General features: G+C 73.2%; 9 protein-coding genes and 1 pseudogene. 8 read left to right on the top strand and 2 right to left on the bottom strand.

Annotated features, from left to right (window positions below; translation table 11 throughout):
* Positions 1-228 precede the first annotated feature (228 nt).
* The 3 genes and pseudogenes from cutA (at position 229) to ACZ592_RS29715 (ending at position 1,786) form a co-directional block, all read left to right on the top strand.
* A complete protein-coding gene (gene cutA, locus ACZ592_RS29725; protein ID WP_471584729.1) occupies positions 229-582 on the top strand; it encodes a divalent-cation tolerance protein CutA in 354 nt (117 codons plus the stop codon).
* A pseudogene (locus tag ACZ592_RS29720) lies at positions 579-995 on the top strand (gamma-glutamylcyclotransferase family protein); the annotation flags it as partial. The gene cutA and the pseudogene ACZ592_RS29720, both read left to right, overlap by 4 nt.
* 500 nt (positions 996-1,495) lie before the next feature.
* On the top strand, positions 1,496-1,786 hold the full coding sequence (locus tag ACZ592_RS29715; protein ID WP_471584728.1) for a DUF6355 family natural product biosynthesis protein: 291 nt from the start codon (positions 1,496-1,498) through the stop codon (positions 1,784-1,786).
* Positions 1,787-1,793: 7 nt separating this feature from the next.
* On the opposite strand, the gene ACZ592_RS29710 is transcribed toward ACZ592_RS29715, so the two are convergent.
* Positions 1,794-4,076, bottom strand: coding sequence for a molybdopterin oxidoreductase family protein (locus ACZ592_RS29710; RefSeq protein ID WP_471584727.1), 2,283 nt, complete (start codon positions 4,074-4,076; stop codon positions 1,794-1,796).
* A 151-nt stretch (positions 4,077-4,227) separates the two neighbouring features.
* Positions 4,228-4,926, bottom strand: coding sequence for a SanA/YdcF family protein (locus tag ACZ592_RS29705; RefSeq protein ID WP_471584828.1), 699 nt, complete (start codon positions 4,924-4,926; stop codon positions 4,228-4,230).
* A 335-nt stretch (positions 4,927-5,261) separates the two neighbouring features.
* On the opposite strand from ACZ592_RS29705, the gene ACZ592_RS29700 reads away from it, so the two are divergent.
* The 5 genes from ACZ592_RS29700 (at position 5,262) to ACZ592_RS29680 (ending at position 12,483) form a co-directional block, all read left to right on the top strand.
* The gene (locus tag ACZ592_RS29700) at positions 5,262-6,176 is read left to right on the top strand and encodes a sirohydrochlorin chelatase (protein WP_471584726.1); all 915 of its coding nucleotides are present in this window, start codon (positions 5,262-5,264) and stop codon (positions 6,174-6,176) included.
* Positions 6,177-6,237: 61 nt separating this feature from the next.
* Positions 6,238-7,569, top strand: a complete 1,332-nt coding sequence (locus ACZ592_RS29695; RefSeq protein WP_471584725.1) for a deoxyguanosinetriphosphate triphosphohydrolase — start codon at positions 6,238-6,240, stop codon at positions 7,567-7,569.
* A gap of 182 nt (positions 7,570-7,751) precedes the next feature.
* Positions 7,752-9,014: an NAD(P)/FAD-dependent oxidoreductase gene (locus tag ACZ592_RS29690; RefSeq protein ID WP_471584724.1), complete on the top strand. Its 1,263-nt coding sequence runs from the start codon at positions 7,752-7,754 to the stop codon at positions 9,012-9,014.
* A 43-nt stretch (positions 9,015-9,057) separates the two neighbouring features.
* Positions 9,058-10,956, top strand: a complete 1,899-nt coding sequence (dnaG, locus tag ACZ592_RS29685) for a DNA primase (protein ID WP_471584723.1) — start codon at positions 9,058-9,060, stop codon at positions 10,954-10,956.
* A gap of 153 nt (positions 10,957-11,109) precedes the next feature.
* Complete coding sequence (locus ACZ592_RS29680) at positions 11,110-12,483, top strand: RNA polymerase sigma factor (protein ID WP_471584722.1); 1,374 nt, start codon at positions 11,110-11,112, stop codon at positions 12,481-12,483.
* Positions 12,484-12,525: the final 42 nt, after the last annotated feature.

Here is a 12,525-nt window from a genome sequence, read left to right as displayed (position 1 = left end):
AGAAAACGGGAGATTGTGTAACAGCTGCCACTAAGAACGGCGAAACGGAACGCTCGGGACCTTCGGCATGGGCACTCGCCCCTGCACCCCGGGTGGCCACCTCACCCCGGCACCCGCTCCTGCGCCCCGGAACTCGCCCCCCGCACCCCGGCGCACCCCGGCGCACGCGGCCACCGCCATGGCCACCGCCATGGTCACCGCCGCCGCGCCGCTGTGCACAATCGGCGTATGGACCAGGAAGCGCAGAACGCGCGAGTGCAGCACGCGCGAGTACTGACCGTGCTGACCACGACAGACACCGAGGACAAGGCGCGCGACCTCGCGCAGGGCGCGGTGCGGGCGCGCGTGGCGGCCTGCGCGCAGATCGCCGGGCCCGTCACGTCGGTGTACCGGTGGGAGGGCGCGCTGGAGTCGGCCCGCGAGTGGCAGGTGCTGCTCAAGACGGCGACCGGACGCTATGACGCCCTGGAGGCCTGGCTGGTCGGGGCCCACGACTACGACACCCCGGAGATCATCGCCACGCCGGTGGTGCGGGGGAGCGCCGCCTATCTGGAGTGGGTGGAGCGGGAGACCGCCGAGTGACGGGACGTGTCACGGCCCGGCTCCCGTTCTTCGTCTACGGCACGCTGCGCCCGGGGGAGTGCAACCACGGCCCGTACCTGCGCGGCCGCGCCGCGGTCGAAGGGCCCGCCCTGTTGCCGGACGCGGTCCTCTACGACGGGCCCGGCTACCCGTACGTCGTCGAGGAGCCCGGCGGCGGCCCGGTCCGCGGCGAGCTGGTGACCGCGCTGCCCGCTGCCCACGACCGGCTCCTCGTCGCCCTGGACCTCCTGGAGGAGTGCGTTCCGGGCGACCCCCGCAGCCTCTACGCGCGGATCGTGCGCGACGTGGCCCGCCCGGACGGGACGCGGGTGCGCGCCTGGGTCTACGTCGCCGCCCCGCGCGTCGCGGCCGGACTGCGCGCCTCGGGAACGGCGATAGCGGGCGGGGACTGGATCCCACACCGCCTCACGACCGGACCGACCACCGCGACCGGACCGACCAGCACGATCGGACCGACGACCAGCGCGACCGGACCGACCAGCGCGACCGGACCGACGACCAGCGCGACCGGACCGACCAGCGCGACCGGACCGACCAGCGCGACCGGACCGACGACCAGCGCGACCAGACCGACTGGCGCGCCCAGACCGACGACCAGCGCGACCAGACCGACTGGCGCGCCCAGACCGACCGGCGCGGCGGAATGGCTGCACGGGCCGACGGGACCGACCGGACCGACCGGTTCGGGCCGCAACTTCCGCCCCACCGGTCGCTGATCGCCCCACAAGAGCAAACCCGCAGCTCAAACGCTCACGCACTCGATCTGATGGCATGAATCACTCGTGCGAGCGACTTCGCGAGACTACGGACAGTAGCCGCAGCAATGCTCTCCGTGTGCACCTCCTGGTGCACGAGGTGGTGCGCGAGCACCCTGTCCAGAAGGAGTCGCCCCATGCGAGTTCGCCGTTCCCTCCCGGCCCTCATCGGCGCCCTGACCATCGGCCTCGGTTTGTCCCTGGCATCCTCGGCCTCCGCCGAACCGTCGGCCGTCAAGAACCCCTGCGGGTTCTACGAGACCGGCAGCGACGCCTACTACAACCACTGCACGAGCGACGGCTCCAAGATCCTGATCGAGATCGACGACTGGGGCCCCAACACCATCCAGTGTGTGGGTCCGGGCGTCACCTGGATCGGCGAGGCCGGAGACGTGGACGGCGCCTGGTACATCGGACGCACCTGCTGATCCCCTCCTAGGACCCCAGGATCTGCCCCGCTCCGCCGGACCCGCCCCAGTCCGGCCCGGTCAGGCCCTGGTCCGACGTCGGTGGGCCCGGACGCGCGGTGTCCCGGGCCCGCCCCACCTCCGCCACCCGTTCCAGCCGCACCGCGCACACCTTGAACTCCGGCATCCGCGACACGGGATCCAGCGCCGGATGCGTCAGGGAGTTGGCCCGCCCCTCACCCGGCCAGTGGAACGGCATGAAGACCGTGTCGGCGCGGATCGCCGACGTGACCCGCGCCGGGACCACCGCGCGGCCACGCCGTGAGACGACGGCGACCGGATCGTCCTCCCCGACCCCCAGACGCGCGGCGAGCCGCGGATGCAGCTCCACGAAGGGCCCCGGGGCGGCATCGTTGAGCTCGTCGACGCGCCGCGTCTGGGCCCCGGACTGGTACTGCGCGAGCACCCGTCCCGTCGTGAGCAGCACGGGATACTCCGCGTCCGGCTCCTCCGCGGCGGCCCGGTGGACCACCGGCACGAACCGCGCCCGCCCGTCCTCGGTGGCGAACCGGTCGAGGAAGAGCCGAGGCGTCCCGGGGTGCGGCCCCCCGCGACGGGGAACCTCAACACCGCCTCCGGCCGCCATCCCTTCACCGTCCGCACCCAGGTCACCATCCGCCCCCGCCCCCGCCCCCGCCCCCGCGGGACACGGCCAGAAGACCCCCTCGCCCTCTCCCGCCCGCAGCCGCTCGTAGCTGATCCCCGAGTAGTCCGCGGGGCCGCCCGCGCTCGCCCGGCGCAACTCCTCGAAGACCTCCTCCGGGTCGGCCGGGAACCCCTTCCCGTGGCCGAGCCGCGCCGCGAGCCCGTGCAGCACGTCCAGGTCGCTGCGCACCCCTGGCGGCGCGGACACGGCCCGGCGCCGCAACAGCACCCGCCCCTCCAGGTTCGTCACCGTCCCCGTCTCCTCGGCCCACTGCGTCACCGGCAGCACCACATCGGCCAGCCGGGCCGTCTCGGACAGCACCACGTCCGCCACCGCAAGGAAGTCGAGCGAACGCAGCCGTTCCTCCACGTGCGCGGCCCGCGGCGCCGAGACGACCGGGTTGGACCCCATCAGGAGCAGCGTCTTGATGTCGCCGCCCAACGCGTCGAGCAGCTCGTACGCCGACCTGCCCGGGCCCGGCAGGGACATTGGATCCACCCCCCAGACCTCCGCCACGTGCGCCCGCGCCGCCGGGTCGGTCAGCTTGCGGTACCCGGGCAACTGGTCCGCCTTCTGGCCGTGTTCGCGCCCACCCTGACCGTTCCCCTGGCCGGTCAGGCAGCCGTACCCGGACAGCGGCCGCCCGGCGCGCCCCGTGGCCAGGCACAGATTGATCCACGCCCCGACGGTGTCCGTGCCCTTGGACTGCTGCTCGGGCCCGCGCGCGGTGAGCACCATCGCCGCGTCGGGTTCGCAGAAGAGCCGTACGGCCTCGCGAAGTTCGGGCACCGCCACGCCGGTGATCCGCTCGACGTGCTCGGGCCAGTGCGCCATCGCCGCCGCCCGCGCCTCCTTCCATCCGCTCGTCCGCTCCTCTATGTACGCCCCGTCCGTGCGGCCCTCCGCCACGACCAGGTGCAGCAGGCCGAGCGCCAGGGCGAGGTCCGTGCCCGGCCGCGGTGCCAGGTGCAGGTCGGCCTCCTCGGCGGTCCGCGTCCGCCGGGGGTCCACGACGATCAACGTGCCGCCGTTCGCCCGCAGTTCCGTCAGGTACCGCAGGGCGGGCGGCATCGTCTCGGCGAGGTTCGACCCGACGAGGATCACGCAGCCGGTGCGCGGGATGTCCTCCAGCGGGAACGGCAGCCCCCGGTCCAGCCCGAACGCCCGCTGCCCGGCGGCCGCCGCCGACGACATGCAGAACCGCCCGTTGTAGTCGATCTGCGACGTGCCGAGCGCCACCCGCGCGAACTTCCCCAGTGCGTACGCCTTCTCGTTGGTCAGGCCGCCTCCGCCGAACACTCCGCACGCGTCCGCGCCGTGTTCCGCACGGGCGCGGGACAGCTCGTCGGCGATCCGGTCGAGCGCCTCCTCCCAGGTGGCCGGCGTGAGCCTGCCCGTGGCGTGGGACCGGACGAGCGGCTCCGTCAGGCGCACCCGGGAGGAGAGCACGGCGGGTGCCGTGCGGCCCTTGCCGCACAGGGCTCCCCTGTTGACGGGGAACCCCGGGCGCTCCACGACCTCCACCCCTCGGGGGCCCTTGATGAGGCCCATCCCGCATTGCAGTGCGCAGTACGGACAGTGGGTCGAAGTCGCCGTGGAGTGCATACGGTCAGCGTGCGCGGGGCTTGTTACGCGGCCCCGCGTCCGTTCGTTACCCGCGGGGTAAGCCCACCTCATCGCAGCTCGGGGCGCGCGGTGAGGTCCCCTCCTCCTCCGGCCGGTCGCGCAGTTCCCCGCGCCGCTTCAGCGTGTGCCCTCAGCGGTGCGAGGCGAGTGCCCGCTCCACGCCCGGCTCCCGTGGGCCCAGGAAGTGCGGGTCCGGGTGGAACGCCGCGTCGAGTGCCGCCTTGCCCGCAGCGAACACCTCCCGCGCCCCGCCGTAGTACCAGGTCGCGTCGTGCACGGCGTCCACCCCGACCCCGTACGAGGAGACACCCGCCGCGTCGCACAGCGCGACCGCCCTGCGTATGTGGAAGCCCTGGCTGATCAGCACCGCCCGGTCCACGCCGAATATCTTCTTGGCCCGCACGCAGGAGTCCCACGTGTCGAAGCCGGCGTAGTCGCTCACGATCCGCCGGCCCGGCACACCGTGCTTCTTCAGGTAGGCGCGCATGGCGTCCGGCTCGTCGTAGTCCTCGCGGCTGTTGTCGCCCGTGACGAGCACGACCTCTATCCGGCCCTTGCGGTACAACTCGGCCGCCGCGTCCAGCCGGTGGGCCAGATACGGCGACGGCTCGCCCTTCCACAGTCCGGCGCCGAAGACCATCGCGACCCGGGTGCGCGGCGCGTCCGCGACCGTGCCCACCTTGTCGCCCGTCGTCACGAACAGCCAGGTCGCGGGCAGCAGCGCGAGCACGCACAGGACCATCACCGCCTGCACGGACCGCCGCCGTTCCGTCCGCGTGCGCGGCAGGCGCAGCCACGCGGGCCTGCGCGGCCGACCAGGCCTGCGCAGCCATGCGGGTGGCCTCAGCCGCCCGGCCCGCCCCGGCCGCCCCGCACGGTCTCCGCCTTCCTCACGGCCTCCGCGCTCCTGACGTTCCCCATGCTGTTCCACCTGTGATCCGCCCCCGTACCCAGCCCATAGGCCGGCCCCGTGCCCACCGGATCTCCCCTGATCCGATCACTGCCACAACCGTAGACGGCCCCACCGGCGACCTCGGCGGTCCGTGTCCCCGAAACTCCCCCGAGAAGACCCTGACAACATCCCCGGGTCCACCGTGAACCCGGGGAAAACAGCCGTCACGGCCGCGCAACGCCCCCGCAATATGTCCCGGCCATCCTCGGTCCATGACGCCGTCGAACCCTCTGCGCGACGAGCCCGGTCCCACCCACCTCGACAGTACGGCGCACCTCATGGACCACATCACCAGCCAACTCGGCACCCAGCTCCGCCTTGTCTCGCTCAACGGCACCCGCCGCCCGGCCCCGCGGCCCGACCCCGGACCCACCCTCGTCCTGGTCGCCCACGGCAGCCGCGACCCCCGCGCCCTCACCACCGTCCTGGCCCTCGCCGAGCGGATCCGCGAGCAGCGCCCCGGCCTCGCCGTCCGCCCCGGCCACATCGAGCTGAACGAGCCGCTGCTCACCGACACCCTCGGCGAGCTCGCCGCGCACCACGACCGTCAGGCCGTCCTCGTGCCGCTGCTCCTGAGCCGGGGTCAGCACGTCAAGCGCGACATCCCGGCGGCCGCCGCCGACGTGCCGGGCCTCGACATCCGCGTCGCGGGGCCGCTCGGGCCGCACCCGCTGCTCGCCGAGGCGCTGCACGACCGGCTCGTCGAGGCGGGCTGGCCCGCACGGCTGCCGGGCGCGGGCGCACGACCGCGGCACGCGGTCGTCCTCGCCGCCGCGGGCTCCCGCGACCCGGAGTCGGCCGCCGACACACAGAGCGCCGCCGTGCTGCTCGCCGAACGCCTGGGCGTCCCCGTCGTCCCCGCCTACGCGGCGCCCACCGCGGCCTGCCCGCGCACCGTGCCGCAGGCCGTCGAAGCGCTGGCCGCGAAGGGGCGCACCCGCATCGCCGTCGCCGCCCACTTCACCGCGCCGGGCCGCTTCGCCGCCCAGTGCGCGGCCGTCGCCCCGTGGATCTCCGCGGCGCCCCTCGGCGCCCACCCGGCGCTCGCGCGTCTCGTCCTGCACCGCTACGACCAGGCACGCACCGCCCCGGCTCCGGCCCGCCGACGCCGCCTGACCAGCGTCTGACGGAGGCCGAATCCAAGGGGCCAGATCCCTGTTTGTCACTGCTTGCGTCTACTGTCGGTGCATGGAAGGCACAGCACCGAACGTGCGACACGAGGACTGCACCGCCTACAGCGCCTACACCGCCTACGACGAAGCGGCCGGCGAGCGGTGGGACGCCGAGCCCGACAAGAGGCCGGGGCGCACGGCTTTCCAGCGCGATCGCGCGCGTGTCCTGCACTCCTCGGCGCTGCGCCGGCTCGCGGGCAAGACCCAGGTCGTCACGCCCGGCACCAGGAGCCAGGCCTGGGACGCGAGCGCCCGCACCCGTCTGACGCACTCCCTGGAGTGCGCCCAGGTGGGCCGCGAGCTGGGCGCCGCCCTCGGCTGCGACCCCGACCTGGTGGAGACGGCCTGCCTCTCCCACGACCTCGGCCACCCGCCCTTCGGGCACAACGGCGAACAGGCGCTGAACGAAGTGGCGGCCGACTGCGGCGGCTTCGAGGGCAACGCCCAGTCGCTCAGGCTCCTCACCCGCATCGAGCCGAAGCGCTTCGTCCGCTCCGGCTCCACCGACGAGCTCGTCAGCGTCGGCCTCAACCTCACCCGCGCCGCCCTGGACGCCGCCACCAAGTACCCCTGGCCGCGCGGCGCCCACCCCACCGACCCGGATTCCCCCAAGTTCGGGGTCTACGAGGACGACCGGCCGGTCTTCGACTGGGTCCGCAAGGAGTCGCCGGGCCGGCGCACCTGCTTCGAGGCGCAGGTCATGGACTGGTCCGACGACGTGGCGTACTCGGTGCACGACTTCGAGGACGGCCTGCACGCCGGACACATCGATCCGAACGCCCTGCACGCCGAGCCCGAGCGGCAGGACATCTACGCGGTGGCGCGCGGGCGTTACGTACCCGAGGACACCGACCCCGAAGAGCTCGCCCAGGCGCTCGACCGCCTCCTGGACCAGGAGTGGTGGCCGCACGGGTACGACGGATCGGCCGTCGCCCAGGCCCGGTTGAAGGACGCCACCAGCCAGCTCATCGGCCGCTTCTGCCTGGCCGCGGAGACCGCCACGCGCGCGAAGTACGGGAAGGGGCCCCTCACGCGGTACGCGGCCGAGCTCGTCGTGCCCCGCGCCGCCCGGTACGAGTGCGCGGTCCTCAAGGCCGTCGCCGACCGGTACGTGATGCAGCGCCCCGCGCAGGAGCGGCTCCGCGCGGACCAGCGCGTCGTCGTCGCCGAGCTCGCCGAGGCGCTCACCGCGCGTGCCCCCGACGGGCTCGACCCGCAGTTCCGCGCGCTGTACGACGAGGCGGCCGACGACCGCGCCGCCCAGCGCGTCGTCGTCGACCAGATCGCGTCCCTCACGGACGCGGCGGCCCGCGCGCTGCACACCCGACTGACGGCGAGGCCCCAGTGAAACGACGGTGACCTCGCGGCGACCACAGGGCGTGACGAGATGTGGACAGTCGGGGCCGTGCCCCCTTCCCCCATCACGCTGCGTGCGGGACGCTCCCTGTGGCGGCAAAGACCTGTGTCAAGAGTGGCAAAGCTGTGTTCTTCCGGGGGACACCCCCGGTACCCCGGGCAAGGAGGCATCAAGTGGTCGACGCGGATCAGACGTTCGTCATTGTCGGAGGAGGTCTGGCCGGCGCGAAGGCGGCCGAGACGCTCCGCTCCGAGGGGTTCACCGGCCGGGTGATCCTCATCGGCGACGAGCGTGACCACCCCTACGAGCGCCCGCCCCTGTCCAAGGGATACCTCCTGGGCAAGGAGGAGCGCGACAGCGTCTTCGTCCACGAACCCGGGTGGTACGCGCAGGCCGACGTCGAGCTGCACCTGGGCCAGACCGTCGTCGCCGTCGACCGCGACGCGAAGTCCGTGCGCCTGGGCGACAACACCGTCATCCGCTACGACAAGCTGCTGCTCGTCACCGGCGCGGAGCCCCGGCGCCTGGACGTGCCGGGCACCGGCCTCGCGGGCGTCCACCACCTGCGCAGGCTCGCGCACGCCGACCGCCTCCGCCACGTCCTCGCCGCCCTCGGCAGGGACAACGGCCACCTGGTGATCGCGGGCGCGGGCTGGATCGGCCTGGAGATCGCGGCGGCCGCCCGGGAGTACGGCGCGGAGGTCACCGTCGTCGAGCCCGAGCCGACCCCGCTGCACGCCGTCCTCGGCCCCGAGGTCGGCCAGATGTTCGCCGACCTGCACGCCGAGCACGGCGTCCGCTTCCACTTCGGCGCGCGGCTCACCGAGATCGTCGGCCAGGACGGCATGGTCCTCGCCGCCCGCACGGACGACGGCGAGGAGCACCCGGCGCACGACGTCCTCGCGGCGATCGGCGCGGCCCCCCGCACGTCCCTCGCCGAGTCCGCGGGCCTCGACCTGGCCGACCGCGCGGCCGGCGGCGGCATCGCCGTCGACGCGTCCCTGCGCACCTCCGACCCCGACATCTACGCGGCGGGCGACGTGGCCGCGGTCCGGCACGCGCTCTTCGGCGCGAGCCTGCGCGTGGAGCACTGGGCCAACGCCCTCAACGGCGGCCCCGCCGCCGCCCGCGCGATGCTCGGCCGGGACGTCACGTACGACCGCGTGCCGTACTTCTTCTCCGACCAGTACGACGTGGGCCTGGAGTACTCGGGCTGGGCGCCCCCGGGCGCGTACGACCAAGTGGTGGTCCGCGGTGACGCGGGCAAGCGCGAGTTCATCGCCTTCTGGCTGCGCGACGGCCAGGTCCTCGCGGGGATGAACGTGAATGTGTGGGACGTCACGGAGCCGATCCAGCAGCTGATCCGGCAGGGCTCGCGCCCCGATCCCGACGCCCTCGCCGACCCGTCGACCCCCCTGGCGTCGCTGCTGGGGTGACGGCCCGGGCAGGAGTGTCACAGGCGAGCCGTAGTATTCCTACGTGGCCGGAAGGATCAATGACGAAGACGTGAAGGCGGTTCGGGACGCGGTCCCGATCGACGCCGTGGTCTCCGACTATCTCCAGCTGCGCAACGCGGGGGGCGGAAACCTCAAGGGCCTGTGCCCCTTCCACGACGAGAAGTCCCCGTCCTTCCAGGTCAGCCCGAGCAAGGGTCTCTTCCACTGCTTCGGCTGCCAGGAAGGCGGCGACACGATCGCCTTCGTGATGAAGATCGACCACCTCACGTTCTCGGAGACGGTCGAGCGCCTCGCCGCCCAGGCGGGCATCACGCTGCGGTACGAGGAGGGCGGGTACAACCCCGCGCACCAGCGCGGCGAGCGCATCCGCCTCGTCGAGGCCCACCAGGTCGCCGCCCAGTTCTACGTGGACCAGCTGGAGGGCGCGGAGGCCGAGATCGGCCGCAAGTTCCTCGCCGAGCGCGGGTTCGACCAGGCCGCGGCGGCGCACTTCGGCGTGGGCTACAGCCCCGCGGGCTGGGACCACCTCACCCGCTATCTGCGCGGCAAGGGCTTCACCGACAAGGAGCTGACCCTCTCCGGCCTCTCCCAGGAAGGCCGTCGCGGCCCCATCGACCGCTTCCGCGGCCGTCTGATGTGGCCCATCCGCGACATCGGCGGCGACGTCGTGGGCTTCGGCGCCCGCAAGCTCCGCGACGACGACAACGGCCCGAAGTACCTGAACACGCCCGAGACGCCGATCTACAAGAAGTCCCAGGTCCTGTACGGCATCGACCTCGCCAAGAAGGAGATCGCGAAGTCGAGCCGCGCCGTCGTCGTCGAGGGCTACACGGACGTGATGGCCTGCCACCTCGCGGGCATCACGACCGCCATCGCGACCTGCGGCACGGCGTTCGGCGGCGACCACATCAAGATCCTCCGCCGCCTCCTGATGGACAACGGCTCGGCCCGGGTGATCTTCACCTTCGACGGTGACGCGGCAGGACAGAAGGCCGCCCTGCGCGCCTTCGAGGACGACCAGAAGTTCGCCGCCGAGACGTACATCGCCATCGCCCCCGACGGCATGGACCCCTGCGACCTGCGCCTGGCCAAGGGCGACACGGCCGTCGCCGACCTCGTCGAACCCCGTACACCGCTCTTCGAGTTCGCCCTGCGCCAGATCGTCGCGCGCTACGACCTGGAGACCCCCGCGGGCCGCGCCGCCGCCCTGGACGAGGCCGCCCCCGTGGTGGCCCGCATCAAGAACAGCGGCGCGCAGCACGAGGTCGCCGTCCAGCTCGCCGGCATGCTCGGCATCCTCGACACCCAGTTCGTCGTCAAGCGCGTCGCCCAGCTGGCCCGCTGGGCCCGCGACCGAGGCGGCCGGGGCCCCGCCCCCGCCTCCCAGCGCCCCTCCCCGTCGTACGAGACCGCCCCGCAGGGCTTCAGCGGCCCCGCGCTCAACCTCCGCAGCCCCGCCCACCGCACCGAACGCGAGCTGGTCAAACTGGCCCTGCAGTACCCGCAGTTGGTCTCCCCGGCCTTCGACGCGTACGGCCTGGACGAGTTCACCGCCCCGCCGTACGCCGCGGTGCGCCGCGCCATCGAGGAGGCGGGTGGCGCGGAGTACGGCGCACAGGACCCGCAGGAGTACCTCGTCCGGGTCCGCGACGCGGCGCCGGACGACGCGGTCCGCTCGATGGTCACCGAGCTCGCCGTCGAGGCGATCCTGCGCAAGACCGTCGACGAGATGTACGCGGGCATCCAGCTCGTCCAGGTCAGGCTGCGCGCCGTCGACCGCCGCATCCGCGACGTCCAGGGGAGCCTCGCCCGCCTCGGCGCGGGCGGCGACCCCCAGCACCTGGCCGCCGTGCAGAACGAGTTGTGGGTCCTCCAGCAGTACGGGCAGGCGCTGCGCGAGCGGGGCGCGGACGCCCTCTGAGGCAAGCCCGAAGTCGCCCCTGAGGGGGAGTGCGGGGGTTCGCCCGGAGGCCCGGGGTTACCCGCCGGGTAACCACGCGGTCACGGAACGGACTCAAAAAGTCACCGCACGCCCCTCGTGGCGGCCGTGTGTCGTGCCCCACACTGGGTTCCGGTGCCTGAGTCCTCGGAGCGCGGCCGACCCGCAGACAGCGGGTCCGACACCCCCGCGGTTCCACACATCGTGTCCGGGACGGACAGCGGCGAGGCCGTCGTCCCTCTCCCGTTGCCGCACGCCTCAGCTGCGATCACCCTGGAGGTCGCCCCCGTGCAGACCCAGACCCTCACCACGACCGACGCCGCGCCCCGCGCGGAAGCGGATCCCGACGTCCTGGAGGCGGTTCCGCCGCAGAGCCGGGGCGCCCGGCACCCCGAGGCCGCGCAGACGCAGGAGACGGCCCGGGACGAGGCGCAGGCCCCCGGGCCGGCACAGACCTCGGAGGAATCGGCACAGAACCCGGAAACGGCACAGGAGCCCGAGGCGCAAGGGACCCGGGACGAGGCCTCTGACGCCCCCGAGGCCCTGGAGCCGGAGATCCTCGACCTGCCCGCACCCCGCAGCCGAGCCGACACCGGCGGCCCCTCGTCCGACCTGTTCCGCCAGTACCTGCGCGAGATCGGGCGGATCCCGCTGCTCACCGCGGCCGAGGAGGTGGAGCTCGCCCGCGCCGTCGAAGCCGGCCTCTTCGCCGAGGAGAAGCTGAGCAACACCCCCGACCTCGACTCCCAACTGGCCCTGGACCTCGACAAGCTGGTCGTCATGGGCCGGATGGCCAAGCGCCGCCTCATCGAGGCCAACCTCCGCCTGGTCGTCTCCGTCGCCAAGCGCTACGTGGGGCGCGGACTCACCATGCTCGACCTGGTCCAGGAGGGCAACCTCGGGCTGATCAGGGCGGTCGAGAAGTTCGACTACGCCCGCGGCTACAAGTTCTCGACGTACGCGACCTGGTGGATCCGCCAGGCCATGTCCCGCGCCCTCGCCGACCAGGCCCGCACGATCCGGGTGCCCGTGCACGTCGTGGAGCTCATCAACCGCGTCGTACGCGTCCAGCGCCGCATGCTCCAGGAGCGCGGGTACGAGCCCACGCCCGAAGAGGTCGCCGCCCACCTGGACCTGCCGCACGAGCGCGTCAGCGAGGTGCTGCGCCTGGCGCAGGAACCCGTATCGCTGCACGCCCCCGTCGGTGAGGAGGACGACGTCGCGCTCGGCGACCTCATCGAGGACGGCGACGCCACGAGCCCGGTGGAGTCGGCGGCGTTCCTGCTGCTCCGCGAGCACCTGGAAGCCGTCCTCTCCACGCTCGGCGAGCGTGAGCGCAAGGTCGTACAGCTCCGCTACGGCCTGGCGGACGGCAGGCCCCGCACCCTGGAGGAGATCGGCCGGATCTTCGGCGTCACCCGCGAACGGATCCGCCAGATCGAGTCCAAGACCCTCAACAAACTCCGCGACCACGCGTTCGCGGACCAGCTGAGGGGCTACCTGGACTGAGGGGCACCCCCAAGGGGCACCCCTCCCGGTCCCGCCGACTGC

This window comes from Streptomyces sp. NPDC040622 (assembly GCF_055593965.1).
Note: the sequence above shows the minus strand (reverse complement) of the source record. Positions and strands in the feature narration are given on the sequence as shown.

Bases quoted from the DNA above. Each gene is read 5' to 3' on its own strand.
- cutA (WP_471584729.1), top strand. From the start codon at position 229: ATGGACCAGGAAGCGCAGAACGCGCGAGTGCAGCACGCGCGAGTACTG.
- ACZ592_RS29715 (WP_471584728.1), top strand. From the start codon at position 1,496: ATGCGAGTTCGCCGTTCCCTCCCGGCCCTCATCGGCGCCCTGACCATC.
- ACZ592_RS29710 (WP_471584727.1), bottom strand. From the start codon at position 4,076: ATGCACTCCACGGCGACTTCGACCCACTGTCCGTACTGCGCACTGCAA.
- ACZ592_RS29700 (WP_471584726.1), top strand. From the start codon at position 5,262: ATGACGCCGTCGAACCCTCTGCGCGACGAGCCCGGTCCCACCCACCTC.
- ACZ592_RS29695 (WP_471584725.1), top strand. From the start codon at position 6,238: ATGGAAGGCACAGCACCGAACGTGCGACACGAGGACTGCACCGCCTAC.